We start from the raw sequence: 16,427 nt of genomic DNA, 5'->3' as shown, positions 1-16,427 counted from the left end.
ACCCGATCAAGCGGTCGTCGGGGTCTTCTCCTCGATCCGGTCGACGGTGGCCGGGACGAGCCGACGGCGGCGGCGCGGCGACCACCAGTTGGCCGGGCCCATCAGCTGGACCAGCGCGGGGACCAACAGCATGCGGACCAGGGTGGCGTCCACGACCAGGGCGATGATCATGCCGAGACCGAGGAAGCGCATCGGCCCCAGCGGAGACAGCGTGAATGCCCCGGTGACGATCACCAGCAGGGTGGCGGCCGCGGTGATGACGCGCGCGGTCTTCACCGTGCCGATCCGCACCGACGCGGCGGTGTCGGCGCCCGCGTCATGTGCCTCCACCATGCGCGACAACAGGAACACCTCGTAGTCGGTGGAAAGCCCGAACACCACCGCGAGGATCAGCACCAGCATGCCCGCGGTGATCGGTCCGGTGCTGACGCCGAGCACACCGGCCAGGTGTCCGCCGCAGAAGATCCAGCTGAGCACGCCGAAGGTGGCGGCCAAACTCAGGAACGCCATCGCGACGGCCTTGAGCGGCAACACGATCGAGCGGAACGCCGCGTACAGCAGCACCATCGTCGCGGCCACCATGACGAGGATCATCCACGGCATTCGCGCGACGATCGAGCTCACGCTGTCCACGGTGGCCGCCGTGTCGCCGCCGATCCAGACGACCGTGCCGTCCGGCGGCGCCAATTCGCGCATGCCACGCACGGTCGCACCCGCTTCTTCGGTGCGGTCGGTGCTATTCAGGAACGCGTGGAAAACCACGAAGTCCTCCGCGCGGCCCACTTGCACCACCTGCCGCACACCCTCGACTTTGCCGAGCGCGGACGCGGTCGCGTCGACGGCGGCCGACTGCGGTGGCCCGTCCTCGCCGTGCAGCACGGCGGTGACGCCGCTGCCCGCCGCGGGAAACTGCGCGGTGAGTTCCTCGACGGTACTGCGCATCTCGTTGCCCTCGGGCAGCGCGCGATGATCGATGTCGCCGAGCCGCAGTCCGGACAGCGGAGCCGCGAGCAGGAGCAGAATGGCGCCGACGACCACGGTCACAAGACCCGGCCGCCGCAGCACACGGTCGACCAAGCGTCCCCAGAACCGCTCGGTGCGATCGGTGGCCCGCGCGCTGCCAATGCGCGCGCCGAACAGCACCAGCAGGGCGGGCAGCACGGTGAGCGAGAGCGCGGCGGCCAGCGCCACCGCGGTGATCGCGCCGATGCCGAGTGACCGCAGCACCGCCTGCGGAAAGACGAACGTGCCCGCGAACGCGCAGATCAGCAGCAGCGCCGAGAACGCGACCGTGCGGCCGGCCGTGGCGTAGGTGCGGGTGATCGCGGATTTCACGTCGTGCCCGTCGGCGACCTCCTCGCGGAACCGGGTGACCAGGAACAGCCCGTAGTCGATGGCCATGCCCAGCCCCAGCAGCGAGGCGACGTTCACTGCGAACGTGCTCACCTCCGTGACCTCGGCGAGCACGCGGATCGCGCCCATCGCGCCGAGCACAGTCAGGCCGCCGACCACCACCGGGAAGGACGCGGCGATCAACCCGCCGAACACCGCCACCAGGATCCCCAGCGTCAGCGGCAGCGAGAGTGATTCGGCGCGGAGGAGATCGCGCTGGGACTGCTCGTTGATCTCGGTGGAGATCGCGCTGTAGCCGGACAGATCGGTCGCGATACCCGGAACCCGTAGCTCGGGTTCGATGTCCGGATACACGCTGACGCGCTGGTTGGCGTCACCGGCGAGATACACCACCGCGAGAGCGTGCCGATTGTCCGCCGACCGTAGGAACTGTTTACGAGCGAACCCCGCGTTCCAGTAGGTTTCGATCGGTCGTTGCAGCATGGCGGGGTCGATCCGGGCCAGCGACTCTTGGACGCGGGCGCCGATATCGTCGATGGTCTGTCCCTCCGGTGCCGTGTACCGCACGACCACGTCGGGATTCTGCGGGCCGAAGTGCTCGCTCACCAACTCGTCGACTCGCGACGACTCGCTGCCGGGATCGACGAAACCGGCCGCGGTGACTTTGTCGGACGCTCCGAGTCCGAGCAGACCGGCCAGCAGCATCACCCCGGCGACGAGCGCGAGCACGATGCGGGGCCGGGCAAGGACGAAGCGGATCGGGGCGGTCATCGCGCGACCACCTCGGGCATCGCCAGCTCGGCCTCCAGCCGCGCGGCGATCTTGTCCAGCAGCGCCTCCAACCTGGCCTCGATGCCGGAGCCATTGCGGCAGGAGACGGTGAGCTCCAGCTTCCCGTGCGCTTCGATCATGGTGAACAGCAGCGGCATCGCGCCGCTGTGCTGGGGCAGCAACCGCACACTGGTCGGCGTCCAGCCGGGCACCGCCATCTCGTCCAGATCGACCGTGCCCATGTGCGACACGGTGGCCGAGACCATGTTCCGGTTCAGTCGCGCTCCGAGCCAGTTGCTCGTGCGCAGCACCCCGCGGATCACGCCGGATGGGAATTTCGACAGGCGGCCATTGTCGAGCTGGTTCAGCTCCCGCCGTTCCCGCAGCCCGCCGCGCATCCGGCCGCTGATCGTCTCCCAGCTCTCGCCCGGGGAGACGTCGAGGAACAGCGGCAGTGCCAAATTGGCGGTGGAGCGCAGGACAGGGTCGTGCCTGCGCAGGTCGACCGGAATCATGAAGCGGGACTCGGCTCCCGACTCCGCGGCCAGGATCGCCGCTATCCGTGCGACGATCCCCTTTCCGGTCGCGTTGATCGTGCGGTGGCGCAGCAGCCAACGCGGGGCCGCCCGATTCTGGCGGCCGCGTCCGGTCGCCGCCTTGAAGGTGGGCAGCACCAGGGTCGGTGTGCCGGGCGCGCCGATCCTTGCCACGAGCTCGGCGTCGGCGATCGGGTCGGGCGCGCCGATCGGCGGGTGTCCGCGCAGCGCGCGGAACACGTCGTCCACCCACAGGCGCATGCCCATCCCGTCCATCACGCCGTGGAAGGCACGGAACACGATGGTGGTCTGTTCGCCGGTGAGCAGCAGCACTTCGGTGGTCCGGTCCGGCGTCGGACCGATAGGTGTGTTCAGCACCGCGTCCTTCTCCAGCGCGGCGTAGTTCAGCGACCAGCCCGGCACGTGGCGCACGCTGGCGGCCAGACCACAGTCCACCCAGTCGTCACCGTCGCGGACCAGGCGTGCACCAGGGTTGACCGCCGAAGCCGCGTCGACGGCGCGCTGCAATGCCCCCGGGTCCAGGCTGCCGTCGCCGTGGACGGCCATGTGCATGACGAACGGCGGAGTCACCGCGCGCGTGGAGAAGTACAGATGTTCGGTGGGAGTGATCTTTCTGCGAAAGACGGTGGCGTTGCTCATCCTGGCCTCCGGTACCGGTGGGTGTTCAGCGCAGATTCCGGGTGAGTTCGACCGGACCGCCCTGGGTTTCCAGCCATGCCAGGAGGTCGGCGAGTCCGCTGTCGCGGTCCACGATCGGCTGGTAGCCGAAATCTCGTGCGGCGGCGGTGGTGTCGTAGGTGGCGCTGCGGGACAGCAGCGCGACGGTGTAGCGCGACAGCGGAGGCGACCAGCGGGTCGCGACGGCCGGGATGCGCCAGATCGTCTCGACCACGCGCACCGCCGCGTTGATCACCGTGGGGTTGGGCTTCCGGGTCGGTGGCCGGTACCCGAGCCGGGTGGCGACCTCGCTGAGGAAACGCCAGACATCGGTCTTCTCGGCGTCGGCGACGAAATACGCCCTGCCGCCCACCGCGTCCGAGTCCGCCGCCTTCACACAGGCGTCCACGATGTTGTCGACGTGGCAGAGCGAGGCGTAGACGGTGCGGCCGAAGGACAGGTCCGGCAGTGTCCCCATACCGGCGCGGCCGAGCATCCGCACGATCGGACCGGACCGGTCGCCCGCGCCCCAGATCGCGCGTGGGCGCAGGGCGCAGGTGCGGAATCCCGGGCTGTTGGCGGCCAGGACGGCTCGCTCGGCCGCGGCTTTGGTCTCCGCGTAGAGATTCAGGTAGCGCCGCGGGTACGGCACCGATTCGTCGACGTCGATCTGGTCGCCGCCGTAGTAGTCCATCATCGCGCTCGGGCTGGAGATGAACACGAACCGTCCGGTTCCGCCTCGGCGGGCGGCTTCGAGCAGCCGCTCGGTGGCCCGGACGTTCTCGTTCCAGAACTGCTCCCTGGTGCCGCGCTCGTCCACCCGCGCCGCGCTGTGGAACACGATGTCGACGCCGCGGGTCGCCTCCTCCAGCGAGGCGGGGTCGGTGAGATCGCCGTAGACCAGTTCGATTTTGTCGATGTCGTCGCGCAGGTCGGTCAGGTTGCTGGTGCGGCGCACCAGGATCGTCACGTCGTGCTCGCCGTCGCGCACGAGCCTGCGCACCAGCGCCCCGCCCAGAAATCCGGACGCGCCGGTTACCAGAACTTTGCTCATTGCTCTATCTCCTTGCCGGGCTGAGTCCGCCACCAGGTCAAGCCGAAGATCTGCGTCAACACCGCGGTCTCGAGCCGACTGTGGCCCGAGCCCTCGGCGGCGCGCAGGGCCGCCGGAATCTGGGCCGCGTGCACCACGATGCTGAGGAACGCGTCGATCCACCACACCGTGCGCAGCAGCCGGCTGTCCGGGACACGGTCGGTTGCCGCGGCCAGCGCGCCGCCGGCCAAATACAGCCACCCGAGTACGGGAATTGCCCGAAATAAAGTAATTTTCATTTTTTATGCGTCCGTTCCGAGCCGTTCGGCCGCCCACACCGCGAGTCGTTCGCGCCCGATCTTGGCGTTGTGCCGGATATCGACCGGAAAGGACGGGTGGACCAGGAAATCGGCGATCGTCCTGGTGATTTCGAATTGTGCGCCATGGGCCCGCAATGCGGGCTCGACGATGTCCGGGTCGGCGCCCGGCTTCACTTCGACGCAGAGCACCGGCCGCTGCGCCCCACGCGGGCCCACCCCGACCAGCGCGGTACGGGCCACGCCCGCGACGGTGTTGAACACCTGCTCGACCTGAACGGTGAACATCGGCCCGTCCACGGTGACCACCCGCTGGCTCTTGCGTCCGCAGAACCAGATCCGTCCCTGCTCGTCGATCCACGCCAGATCGCCGGTGCGGTGCCAGATCCGATCGCCGTCGACGATCTTGCCCTGCGCGTTCGCCTGCTCCGGCCAGTGGTACCTGGTGCTGACGTTCGGCCCGGCGACCACGAGTTCGCCGATGCCGCGGGTGGTTTCCAGCTCGTCGGCGAGTTCCTCGGCCCGGGCCATGGTCGGAATCGGAGTGTCGGTGATCGCCACGACCCGCGCCTGCAGCTGGTAGGACGGTCTGCCGATACAGGTGCCCTCGCCGCGGTGCGCCCGCTCGACCAGTCCGTCCAATAGTTCGCGGGATTCGATGGTGGACATCGGCAGTGCTTCGGTGGATCCGTACCCGGCGACGACCTTCACGTCCTCGTCGAGCACCTCGCGCAGCCCCGCGATGCACCAGTCCGGCACCGGAGCCCCGCCGGAATAGATGCTCTCCAGCGACGTCAGCGTGGCCGGGTGGGCACGCAGATGCTCGAGCAGCGGGATCAGTACGGCGGGGGAGGCGAACATGGTTCGCACGCCGAACTTCTGGATCGCGTCGACCACGTGCGCCGGATCGGTCGCGCCGACCTTGCTCGGGATCAGCGGAGGCAGCACGCAGCGCGAGCCGAGCAGCAGGTCGAGCACGCCGACCAGCGGCAGGGTGATCAGCGAAGCTTCCGGCGTGACCTCGCCGCGCGCCATGTGCACCTGGTCGACCGTGGCGGCCAGGTTGCCGTGGGTCATCCGGACCGCTTTGGCCGGTCCCGTGCTGCCGGTGGTGAACGCGATCAGCAGCAGGTCGTCCTCGGTGGCGGGACGACCCGGCGGCACCGGACCCGTGGGGGTCCGGCCCCATGCCCGCAGCGATTCGCCTCCCCAGAACCAGCGTTTGCCGACCGTGACCGCGGTGTGGACGGTGCGGAAGCTGCGCGGGAACAGCACACGCAACGCGTGCGCCTGCGGGATGCCGATGAACGCCTCGGCGTCCACGGCGCGCAGGCAGCGCAACATCTTTCGCACGCCCATGCCGGGGTCGATCACCACCGGCACCGCCCCGAGCTTCATCAGCCCGAACATGATCGCGTACAGCTCCGGGCTCGGCAGCACCAGCACGATCGTGCGCGTCCCGGTACCGACGCCCGCCCGGGCCAGCCGTTCGGCGATCGTCTCCGACCACAGGTCCAGCTCGCGATAGGTGAGGTGCCGGTAGGCCGGCAGGCCATCGGGGTTGACCCCGTCCGCGTAGCGAACCGCCACACGGTTGGGATCAGTGCGGACAACCGCACGAAACCGATCGATGGCCTGCCAGTAGGTCCCCGTTGTCACGCAGGCGCCCCGGCGAGTACGGGCAACCGGTACAGCACCGCCGCGGCCGCCGGACCCGCGCCCGCCGCGACGAACAGCACCTGGCGGTACTCGGCGAAGCTCTCGTCCGCGATCGCCAGGTCGTACGCCGCGGGGAGCGCGGCCGTGTGCGGGTCGCCGTAGCGCAGATCCGGTGTGCGGACCGATCCCTCGTCGATGCCGAGGGCGGCGGCCAGCCGCTTCGGGAACTCCGGGCTCGGCGTCGACGCGATCAGCGCGATCTCGCTCAGCGAGTCATGGTCGGACTCGGCCAGCGCTCGGCGTGCGGCGTCGACGGCCACCTCCAGCAGGCGGTCTTCGAAGCCGGGCTCCCGGACCACGGTGATCAGGCCGCGCCCCCGGTTGCCCATCGTCGAGGTCTCGAGATAGCCCTCGACCGCCGGCGTGCCTTCACCCTTCACGCTGTGCACCGTGCCGAAGCCGACCGGTTCGTCGGTGCGCTCCAGCAACAGTGCCGCGCCGGAGACCGCGTACGGGAACTCGTCGTCGGCGATGTAGCGGGTCATCGACGGATGGGTGTCGCCGGACACGATCAGCACGTGCTCGGCGCTGCCGGTCTCCAGGACCGAAGTGGCCACCTGCACCGCGTTGAGCACGCTGACCGCCCCGTTCATCAGATCGAACGAGAAGGTCCTCGGGTCGTCTTTGGCGTATTCCAGGCCGATGCCGGCCGCCTTCTGGATCAAAGCCGACACCGCGGGTTCGACGATGTTCGAATCGCGGTAGATGCCCGCGTTGATCAGCAGGCCCACCTGGTCGGAACGGATTCCGGCGCGCTGCAGGCTCTGCTTGGCAGCGCGGGCGGTGTGCTCGATGATGCTGTGGGTGTCGCCTGCCCGGCTGACGCCGGTGGACTTGATGCGCACACTCATGACTGACCTCAGACCTTCAGCGACGAGATGGTGGTGGACACGAACCCGGTGACGATGCCGGAGGCCGCCGGGATCAGCAGCAACTTCGAACCCGCGGGGATGTTCTGCTGGCTGAGCTGGTCGTGCAGAACCATGAAATGCGAAGTGGTGGAGGTGTTTCCATACTTATCGATGACCCGGAGATCCGGCGGCATCGGGGTGCCCAACTCGCGCTCGGCGATGGCGTTCATCCACGGAATGGCGGAGGCGCCGAACTGATGGTGGATGACGTAGTCGAAGTTCTCGTCGGCGAAGGTCGTGCCCCGCGCCTCGAGGAATTTGCGCTGGGTATTGGTGCCGAGCAGGAAACGGTCCTCGTTGTGCATCGTGCGGTTGTCGGTGTACATCGCCATGCCTTGGGTTTTACCGCTCGGCATGCCGAGGCACAGATGCGAGTATTCCGCGGCCGTCATCATTTCGATGTAGTGGATAACGTCGTTTTCATCGACGGCCTTGTCCAGCATGATGGCGCATCCGGAGTCGCCGACGGTCAGCGAAGCGAACTGCCGATCGTATTTCTCGGAAATCTCGTTGACCGCGGTGTCGGCGATTGCGGTAATCGCTTCACCACTGACGACGAGTCCGTTTCGGGCGGCGCCGGAGCGGATCATCCGGTCCAGGATGTAGGTGCCGGTGAGCATTCCGGCACACGCGTTGGATATATCGAACGCAATGGCGTTCTTGGCGCCGATAAGACGGCTGACCCCCAAGGCGAACGAGGGCTCCATATACATGCGGGTGGCATGCTTGCTACGTGAGATCGAGGTGTAGATGATCACGTCGATATCCTCTGGACCATACTGTGACCTGGACAGACAGTCCTCCACAGCCTTCATGGCCAGAGTGAACGAGTCTTCGTGACTTTCCGGTCGAGTATCACGCCGCCGGCGTTCACGGACGCCGGTGATTTTCTCCAGATCGAACGAAGGGGGTTCCTTCATTCGAGACAGCAGCTCCTCGGTGGTAACGACATTCGAGGGCAGATAGGCGCCGATGGATTCGAAGCGAGAATTGGACACGAGCGCTCCTGAAATCGTTGACATATACGGTTCCGGATCGACTCTGATCGTCGGTGAGATTGACACTACCCGACAGTAACAACGAATGGCTATAGGTACGGTGACCGATCCGTCTGAGACGGGAATCACGTCCGGGCGTAGATGTTCCGCGAGGTATCGCCAACTGGTGACCTGCTGGCTATGGCGTTCGCATCAGTGCGATTCGATCGCACGTATCGGTTTATCGCGGTGTTTTCCATTCGAGACCCGGCATGGCGCTCGGGGTCGGCGAATCCACCGCTTTCGGAATGGCAACTGACCGGCTATTGCCGAATGGTGGTGGTTCGTGCGCGCTCGGCCAGTTGTGCCCACCGGTGGATGTGAGTGACTTCACTGCGAATCTCGCATGCGGGACCGGTCGGTATCGCGGGTCTGTCCGGCCTGTCCGATTTGTCGAACTCTATTGCGGGAGAAGGGAACACGTAGTTTCCACCGGGGTCCGTCGGGCTCGTGTCTCGAACCCTCTACCTGGGGCGATAGGGTGGGAGGAGGGCGAGCGTCGCCCGATCCGGGAGGACGTTCGCCGACGACCGAAGGGAGAGGTGATGACGACTGCGGCCGAGCACGTCGACGTGCTCATCGTCGGCGCCGGGCTCTCCGGCATCGGTGCGGCGTGCCACTTGCGCCGGGCTTTCCCGTGGCGCTCCTACCTGCTCCTGGAGAGCCGGGCGGCCCTGGGCGGGACGTGGGATCTGTTCCGGTACCCCGGCATTCGCTCCGACTCGGACATGTTCACCCTCGGCTACCGGTTCAAGCCGTGGCTCGGCGAGGATTCGATCGCCGACGGTGGTGCCATCCTGGACTACCTGCGCGAGACCGCCGCCGAATACGGCATCGACCGCCGTATCCGCTTCCGGCACCGAGTGATTCGCGCCGACTGGTCCAGCGCGGACAACCGCTGGACGGTGTCCGCCGAGCGCACCGACACCGGCGAAACCGTCACGTTCACAGCGGGATTCCTGTTCTCCTGCTCCGGGTACTACCGCTACGACGCCGGGTACACCCCTGAGTTCCCCGGCGCCGAACGGTTCGCCGGTTCGATCGTGCATCCGCAGTTCTGGCCGGAGAAGCTCGACTGCGCGGGCAAACGGGTGGTGCTCATCGGCAGCGGCGCCACCGCGGTGACGCTCGCTCCAGCGCTCACCGCGCAGGGTGCGCACGTGACCATGCTGCAGCGCAGCCCGAGCTACGTCATCGCCGCGCCTTCCCGCGACCCGGTGGCGCTGACGGCCCGCCGCTTGCTGCCCGAGCGCGTCGCGTACGCGCTCGCCCGCGCCGAGTATGTCGCGATCTCCACCGCGCTCTACCAGCTCAGCAGGCGCTATCCGGCGGGTACGCGCAAACGTATCCGCGGCTGGCAGCGGCGCTGGCTGCCTGCGGGCTACGACATCGATACGCACTTCACGCCCCGGTACAACCCGTGGGACCAGCGACTGTGCCTCGCGCGCGACGGCGATTTCTTCCGCGCCATCCGGCACGGCGTGCTCGACGTGGTCACCGACCGGATCGAGACCTTCACCGAGACCGGTCTGCGCTTGGCCTCCGGAGCGACGCTGGAGGCCGATATCGTCATCACCGCAACGGGTTTGAACCTGCAAGCCTTCGGCGGTGTAGAACTCGTGGTGGACGGCACACCGGTGACGCCGTCGGCGACCATGGCCTACAAAGCGATGATGCTGTCCGGCGTGCCGAACTTCGCCTTCGTCATCGGGTACACGAACGCCTCGTGGACATTGAAGGCGGATCTGGTGTCGGAGTATGTCGTGCGGCTGCTGAAACACATGGATCAGCACGGATACGTGCGCTGCGTGCCGGTCCGGGACCCGTCGGTCGGCACCCAATCTCTTTTCCCCGGCTTCACCCCCGGCTACGTGCGCCGCGCGGAGAGTCTGTTCCCGGTCCAAGGTGATCGCGCCCCGTGGCGGCTGCGGATGAACTATCTGCGGGACGTGTTCACGCTGCGATACGGCCGAATCGCCGACCGTGCCATGCGTTTCGAACGAGCGCGCCGCCGCGCGGAAGCCGGAGCCCGGGATTAGGCGTACCTCCGCCTTCGCTCCGGCCGTGCGCGTGATGCGTACCGCCGAGCCTTCGCTCCGGCCGTGCGCGTGATGCGTACCGCCGAGCCTTCGCTCCGGCCGTGCGCGGCTGAAGACGGACTGCGTCCGACGGCGCCCGTTATGCCTCGGTGCCGAGCGACGAGCGCGCCGTCGCGATCCGCTCGATGACGTTGGCGGCGTGCTCGTCGAAACGTTCCCGTGCGACCGGGATCTCGCCGTCGAGCCAGGGCCGGTAGAGGTAGGCCAGCGCCCCGAAGATGGCGTTGGCGTTGAGGGCGAAGTCGTGCTCGTCGGACACCGGATCGGCGTAGTCGCCCGCGCCGATGATGAGCGCGATCGGTGCCGTGAACAAGCCGATGAGCTCGTTCGCCCGCGGCATCAGCACCGGTGTGGCCTGCGATTCCACGAACATGATCCGGCCGCGGCGGCGGTCCTCCAGCAGGTAGTCGGTGAAGACGCCGACCATGTGGCGGAACATCGCGTCGCGTTCGACCGGTGCGTTGGGCAGCTCCGCGAGCAGCCGGTCGCGTGCGCCAAGGACCACGGTGTCGAGCACGGTCGTCAGCAGGGCGTTCAGGTTGGGGAAGCTCTCGTAGAAATAGCGCTCGGTCAGCCCGGCCTGCCTGCATACGCCGCGCATCGACGTCTCGGCGGCGCCGATGGTGGCCATCAACTCCGTGCAGGCCTCGATCAGCTGCTCCCGGCGCGCGGCGACGCGATCGGCCGGAGATTGCCCGCGCCAGCGACGCATACCCGGAATCGACCCGTCGGCTTCGACCATGCGGTCATCCTCTCACAGCGATCGAGTTGACATCATGTGATGTTGACAGCAGTTGATGTCATCAATAGATTGCGAGGATACCGATCAACGACGAGGGGTCTGAGATGGGGTCTGCCGTCTACGCCGATCAAGCGCACGCGATCAACGCGCGCGCCGTCGAGTTCGATTTCGCCACGGTGCCGATGCACTACATTCCCGGCGAGGCGATGGCCACGCACATCATCAACGTGATGCACCTGGTGTTACCCGAAGGGGAGCGCGCGATGGCGCAGGCCTTGGCCGAGGCGTTGCCCCTGATCGAGGACGAGCGGTTACGCGAGGAAGTACGCGGCTTCATCGGCCAGGAGTCGATGCACGCCAGTTCGCACGAGAAGGCGCGCCGGCAGTTGGAGCGGCTGGGTCTGGACGTGGGCCCGATGGTCGACCGTGTCGCGTGGCTGATCGACCGGGTGCTCGGCGACCACGGGCTGACCGGACGCGCCAAGCACGAGTGGCTGTGCGAGCGGTTGGCTCTGTTCGCGGGCATGGAGCACTACACCGCGGTGATCGGCGAATGGCTGCTGACCAACGACAAGCTGGAAGCCAAGGGCATGCACCCGGCGATGCTCGACCTGATCCGCTGGCACGGCGCCGAGGAGGTCGAGCATCGCAGCGTCGTCTACGACGCGTACATGTACCTCGACGGTGGATACGCGCGCAAGGCGCGGCAGGCGCTGATCGCCAGCGCGGGACTGCTGATCCTGTTCGCCGCCTCGGGCGGCTACCTGTTCCACAAGGACCCGTCACCGGAGAAGGGACGGTTCTGGCCGCTGCAGTTGGTCAGCGCGTCGGTGCGCGGCGTGGTGCCGAGCATGACGACCTTCCTCACCGAGATCCCGCGCTACCTGCGGCCCGGCTTCCACCCGTCGCAGCTGGGCCCGATGGACAACGCGCTGCGCTACCTCGCGCAGTCGCCCGCGGCACGGGCGGCGGACGCGTGACCGCCGTCGGGCAGCGGTTCCGGCCCGGCGCCGCACTGCGGCTGATCGGCTCGGCCGCTGACGCGTACAAGCGGCTGTTCGTGGAAGGCGATACCGCGCGATGGCTTTCGCGCCCCCACCCGGTGCGCCACACCGGTTACGACCTCGAGGTGGTCATCGATCGGATCGGGGAGGAGGCCGACGGGGTGGTGAGTCTGTGGCTGCGCGACCCTGGCGGTGCGCCGCTGCCCGCTTGGACGCCGGGCGCTCATCTGGACGTCTTCTTGCCGTCGGGGCGTCAGCGGCAGTACTCGCTCACCAGCGACCCCGCCGACCGCGGGTTCTACCGGATCGCGGTGCGCCTCATCGCCGGGGGCGAGGGCGGCTCCGCGGAGATCCACCGGGAGCTGCAGGCGGGTGACCGGCTGCGCGTGCGCGGTCCGCGTAACGCGTTCCCGTTCGTCGAGGCGCCGTGCTACCTGTTCGTCGCGGGCGGCATCGGGATCACGCCGATCCTGCCCATGGTCGCCGCCGCCGAGCGCGCCGACCTGCCGTGGCGGCTGATGTACCTGGGCCGGACCCGGTCGCGGATGCCGTTTCTGTACGAGCTGGCCCGCTACACCGGCGGCGACGTGGTGGTGCGACCGGACGACGAGTTCGGCGTCCCGGACGCGCGGATGATCTTCGAGCAGACGCCGACCGGCGCCGCGGTGTACGTCTGCGGCCCGCCGCCACTGGCGGAAGCCGCGCGTGCGGTGCTCGCCCTGCACGACCCGACGATCTCGCTGCACACCGAGCGGTTCTCGCCGCTACCCGTGCGGGACGGCGAGCCGTTCCGGATCCGCCTGCACCGCAGTGGGTTCGACGTGGACGTGGCCGCCGACGAGTCCGCGCTCAGCGCGATCCGCCGGGTGCTGCCGGGCGTGGCCTACTCCTGTCAGCAGGGGTTCTGCGGGACCTGCAAGACGAGGGTGCTGGCAGGCGCGGTGGAACACCGGGACCGGCTGCTGCTCGACAACGAGCGCGCGAACGCGATGCTGACCTGCGTGTCCCGGGCGCGTGGCGGCGAACTCGACCTGGACCTGTGAGCGAACCATCGACACAGCTCGGCGGGCAATGGTGCCCGCGTGTGGGAGGAAGGCATGACTGTGACTGCGGATCCGGAACACGTACCGATCGTGGTGATCGGAGCAGGGATCGCCGGGATCGGCCTCGCCGTATCGCTGCGTATGGCCGGTTTCGACGATTTCGTCGTGCTGGAACGCGCCGGGGATCTCGGCGGCACCTGGCGGGCGAACACCTATCCGGGTTGCGCGTGTGATGTGCCCTCGCACCTGTATTCGTACTCCTTCGCGCCCAATCCGAACTGGTCGCGCACCTACGGGACGCAGCGGGAGATCCTCACCTACATTCGGTCGGTCGCGACGCGCCACGATGTGGTGCGGCACATGCGGTTCGATGTCGAACTGGTGGAGGCGCGCTGGGACGAGGCGGCGACCCGGTGGCGGTTGCGCACCGGCCGCGGCGACCTGACGGCCGACGTGCTGATCTCGGCCGTGGGGCCGTTCAGCGAGGCGCAGATCCCGTCGCTGCCCGGCGCGGAAGCGTTCGAGGGCACGCAATTCCATTCGCTGCACTGGGACCACGAGCATGACCTCACCGGCGAGCGGGTCGCGGTGATCGGCACCGGCGCCTCGGCGGTGCAATTCATACCGGAGATCCAGCCGGTGGTCGGCAAGCTGACCGTGTTCCAGCGTTCGGCGCCGTGGATCGTCTCGCGGCTGGATCGCCGCACGCTGTCCGCCGAACGGGCGTTGCTGCGCCGGATGCCCTTGCTCGGCAAGGCGATCCGCGGTCTGTACTACACCGGCATCGAGGGGTTCGGCCTGGTCGGCTTCGTGGACAAGCGCTTCCGGCACCCGTACGAGGCGCTGGGGAAACTCCAGTTGCTGCGCCAGGTCCGTGATCCGGCGCTGCGCCGCAAGCTCACTCCCGACTATGTGATCGGCTGCAAGCGCGCGATCTTCTCCGACGCCTACTATCCGGCACTGACCAAGCCGAATGTCGAGCTGGTGACCGACGGCATCCGGGAGATCCGCGCACGGTCGATCGTCACCGCGGACGGCGCCGAACGTGCGGTGGACACGATCATCTGGGGTACCGGATTCGGCGTCCCGCCTGCGCTTTTCGATCGGATACTCGGCGTCGACGGTCGATCGATCGGTGATCGCTACCGTGCGCGTCCCAGCAGCTACCTCGGCGCGACCATGGCGGGTTTCCCGAATTTCTTCTGCACCCTCGGGCCGTTCGGCGCGGCGGGCAACCAGTCCGCGATCTATATGATCGAAGCGCAGGTGCGCTATATCGTCGATGCCGTGACCACCATGCGTGCGCGGAACATCCAGCGGATCGATGTGCGCGAGGAGGTTCAGCGCGCCTTCCTCGACGAGGTGGCCGACCGCAGCCGCGACACCGCCTGGCTGACCGGCGGCTGCCGCAGCTACTACCAGACCGCCGACGGCGGCAACGCGGGACTGTATCCGAACTGGAGTTTCGAATACCGGCGGCGGACAAGCCGATTCGATCCGGAGTCCTACCAGTTGCGGGTCGGGTGAGCGCCGTGGTCATGGACCTGCTGCGCCGGGTGCTTTCCCTGTCCGCCCAGTCCGCCGCGGACCGGCTGGATGTCCGGGACCGGGTGGTGGTGATCACCGGCGCGGGCACCGGCATCGGCCGGGCACTCGCCGAAAAGCTGTACGCCTCGGGCGCTTCGGTGGCGCTGATCGATATCGACGAGGCCGCCGCCGCGGCGGTCGGCCGCTCGATGGGGGAGCGAGCGCTCGTCGTGCGCGCGAACGTCTCCGATCGAATCGGCATGCGCCAGGCGATATCCCGGGTACGTGAGCGGTTCGGCCGGATCGATGTGGTGGTGGCCAACGCGGGCGTGGTGCCGGAGCCCGCGACGATCAGGACGATGAATCCCGGGGATTTCGATCGGGTCATCGGCATCAACGTCACCGGCGTGTTCAACACCGTGCACCCGGCGCTGGACGACATCGTCGCCGCGAAAGGGCACGTCGTTGTCGTCTCCTCCGCCGCGGCGTTCGCACCCGGGATGGGCGGCTCGCCCTACATGGTGAGCAAGGCCGCGGTGGAGCAGTTCGGGCGAGCACTGCGGGTCGAGCTGGCCGCGGTCGGGGCCACGGCGGGCGTGGCGTACTTCGGCGTCGTCGACACCGCGATGACGCACGGCACGCTCGACGAGGACGAGTTGGGGGCCGATCTGGGCGCACTGCTGCCCTGGCCGCTCAACCAGCGGATCACCGTGCGCGACGCGGCGGAATCCCTCGCCGATGGCATCGCGCGCCGGGCGCCGCGCACCGTCGCGCCCCCGCAATGGGAGCCCTACGCGCTGCTGCGCGGCGTGATCAACGTGGTGCTGGACGGCAGGCTCGCACGCGACCCGCGGGTGCACGACCTGATCCACCGCGTCGAACAGCGCAGGACGGAAAGCCAGCCGGTCACCCCGGTTCCGCGCTGACCTACGGCTCCGCGGGAAAGATCGTCTCCAGCGTCAGCGCGTACTGCAGATCGGCCCGGGTGCCGAGGGTGGTGAGCAACACCCGGATCATCGTCAGGCGCGCGGCGGCGACGGTATCCGCGTCCGGTTCGGCGCCGGGTGCGGTGCCCGCGGAGATGCGGTAGACCACGTACTCGCACAGATGCAGCGCGGCGTCCAAGTCGAGCGGGGTCGGAACGGGACGGCCCAGCTCGGTGAAGGTCTCGCGCACCAGGTCGCGAATGTCGTCGAGCGCGCGCTCCCGGTACGCCGAGACCGGCGAACCCGGGTCGTGCAGTTCGGCGAACAGCGGACGCAGCATGGGGCCATGACCGCGGGCCCAGTCCAGATAGGCGTCGATCAGCCGGATGCCCAGCTCGACGGGCTCGTCGGTGCCGCTCAGCGCCGTGCGGATGCCGCCGACCAGCCCGTCGTTGGAGCTGTCCAGGACCGCGAGCAGCGGTTCGGTCGCGTTGCCGAAATAGCGGTAGAACGTCGGCCGCGCCAGCCCCGCCTGCTCGATGATCTGCGCGACGCTCAGCCCGCGGGAACCGCTGCGGGTGAACACTTCCGCGGTGGCGAGCACGATGCGGGCGCGCACCTCTTCGGCCTGTTCCTGGGTCTGCGGCGGTCGCCCGCGCCGCGCGGCCGTGGTCTCAGCCGACATCGTGCCGCCTCACAACGCGGCCCTCGGCATGCCTGTGTCCCACGAC

At 68.2% G+C, this 16,427-nt stretch carries 14 protein-coding genes; 5 read left to right on the top strand and 9 right to left on the bottom strand.

Going from position 1 to position 16,427, the window contains the following annotated elements; all coding sequences use genetic code 11:
- Window positions 1-6: 6 nt before the first annotated feature.
- From ACWPXK_RS14505 to ACWPXK_RS14475, 7 genes are read right to left on the bottom strand one after another with little or no spacing between them, the layout of a single operon-like run.
- Window positions 7-2,124, bottom strand: a complete 2,118-nt coding sequence (locus tag ACWPXK_RS14505) for an MMPL family transporter (RefSeq protein WP_454196634.1) — start codon at window positions 2,122-2,124, stop codon at window positions 7-9.
- Window positions 2,121-3,320: a peptide synthetase gene (locus tag ACWPXK_RS14500; RefSeq protein WP_454196633.1), complete on the bottom strand. Its 1,200-nt coding sequence runs from the start codon at window positions 3,318-3,320 to the stop codon at window positions 2,121-2,123. The genes ACWPXK_RS14505 and ACWPXK_RS14500 overlap by 4 nt, the downstream gene beginning before the upstream one ends.
- Before the next feature lie 25 nt (window positions 3,321-3,345).
- Window positions 3,346-4,392: an NAD-dependent epimerase/dehydratase family protein gene (locus ACWPXK_RS14495; protein ID WP_454196632.1), complete on the bottom strand. Its 1,047-nt coding sequence runs from the start codon at window positions 4,390-4,392 to the stop codon at window positions 3,346-3,348.
- Window positions 4,389-4,670, bottom strand: coding sequence for a hypothetical protein (locus tag ACWPXK_RS14490; protein ID WP_454196631.1), 282 nt, complete (start codon window positions 4,668-4,670; stop codon window positions 4,389-4,391). Before ACWPXK_RS14490 ends, ACWPXK_RS14495 begins: the two co-directional genes overlap by 4 nt.
- A 3-nt stretch (window positions 4,671-4,673) precedes the next feature.
- Complete coding sequence (locus ACWPXK_RS14485; protein ID WP_454196630.1) at window positions 4,674-6,347, bottom strand: fatty acid CoA ligase family protein; 1,674 nt, start codon at window positions 6,345-6,347, stop codon at window positions 4,674-4,676.
- On the bottom strand, window positions 6,344-7,258 hold the full coding sequence (locus ACWPXK_RS14480) for a hypothetical protein (RefSeq protein WP_454196629.1): 915 nt from the start codon (window positions 7,256-7,258) through the stop codon (window positions 6,344-6,346). Before ACWPXK_RS14480 ends, ACWPXK_RS14485 begins: the two co-directional genes overlap by 4 nt.
- Before the next feature lie 8 nt (window positions 7,259-7,266).
- On the bottom strand, window positions 7,267-8,316 hold the full coding sequence (locus tag ACWPXK_RS14475) for a 3-oxoacyl-ACP synthase III family protein (RefSeq protein WP_454197042.1): 1,050 nt from the start codon (window positions 8,314-8,316) through the stop codon (window positions 7,267-7,269).
- Between the two features lie 584 nt (window positions 8,317-8,900).
- On the opposite strand from ACWPXK_RS14475, the gene ACWPXK_RS14470 reads away from it, so the two are divergent.
- Window positions 8,901-10,394, top strand: a complete 1,494-nt coding sequence (locus ACWPXK_RS14470) for a flavin-containing monooxygenase (protein ID WP_454196628.1) — start codon at window positions 8,901-8,903, stop codon at window positions 10,392-10,394.
- Window positions 10,395-10,533: 139 nt separating this feature from the next.
- On the opposite strand, the gene ACWPXK_RS14465 is transcribed toward ACWPXK_RS14470, so the two are convergent.
- Window positions 10,534-11,196, bottom strand: a complete 663-nt coding sequence (locus ACWPXK_RS14465) for a TetR/AcrR family transcriptional regulator (RefSeq protein WP_454196627.1) — start codon at window positions 11,194-11,196, stop codon at window positions 10,534-10,536.
- 104 nt (window positions 11,197-11,300) lie between these two features.
- Between ACWPXK_RS14465 and ACWPXK_RS14460 the strand changes: the two genes are divergently transcribed.
- The 4 genes from ACWPXK_RS14460 to ACWPXK_RS14445 are packed head-to-tail and all read left to right on the top strand — an operon-like array spanning window position 11,301 to window position 15,696.
- On the top strand, window positions 11,301-12,176 hold the full coding sequence (locus tag ACWPXK_RS14460; protein WP_454196626.1) for a metal-dependent hydrolase: 876 nt from the start codon (window positions 11,301-11,303) through the stop codon (window positions 12,174-12,176).
- A complete protein-coding gene (locus tag ACWPXK_RS14455) occupies window positions 12,173-13,243 on the top strand; it encodes a PDR/VanB family oxidoreductase (RefSeq protein WP_454196625.1) in 1,071 nt (356 codons plus the stop codon). Before ACWPXK_RS14460 ends, ACWPXK_RS14455 begins: the two co-directional genes overlap by 4 nt.
- A 54-nt stretch (window positions 13,244-13,297) precedes the next feature.
- A complete protein-coding gene (locus ACWPXK_RS14450) occupies window positions 13,298-14,770 on the top strand; it encodes a flavin-containing monooxygenase (protein ID WP_454196624.1) in 1,473 nt (490 codons plus the stop codon).
- Window positions 14,771-14,781: 11 nt separating this feature from the next.
- Complete coding sequence (locus tag ACWPXK_RS14445; RefSeq protein WP_454197041.1) at window positions 14,782-15,696, top strand: short-chain dehydrogenase/reductase; 915 nt, start codon at window positions 14,782-14,784, stop codon at window positions 15,694-15,696.
- A gap of 1 nt (window position 15,697) precedes the next feature.
- On the opposite strand, the gene ACWPXK_RS14440 is transcribed toward ACWPXK_RS14445, so the two are convergent.
- The gene (locus tag ACWPXK_RS14440; RefSeq protein ID WP_454196623.1) at window positions 15,698-16,381 is read right to left on the bottom strand and encodes a TetR/AcrR family transcriptional regulator; all 684 of its coding nucleotides are present in this window, start codon (window positions 16,379-16,381) and stop codon (window positions 15,698-15,700) included.
- Between the last annotated feature and the right edge of the window lie 46 nt (window positions 16,382-16,427).

Source organism: Nocardia sp. Marseille-Q1738 (assembly GCF_965283145.1).
Note: the sequence above shows the minus strand (reverse complement) of the source record. Positions and strands in the feature narration are given on the sequence as shown.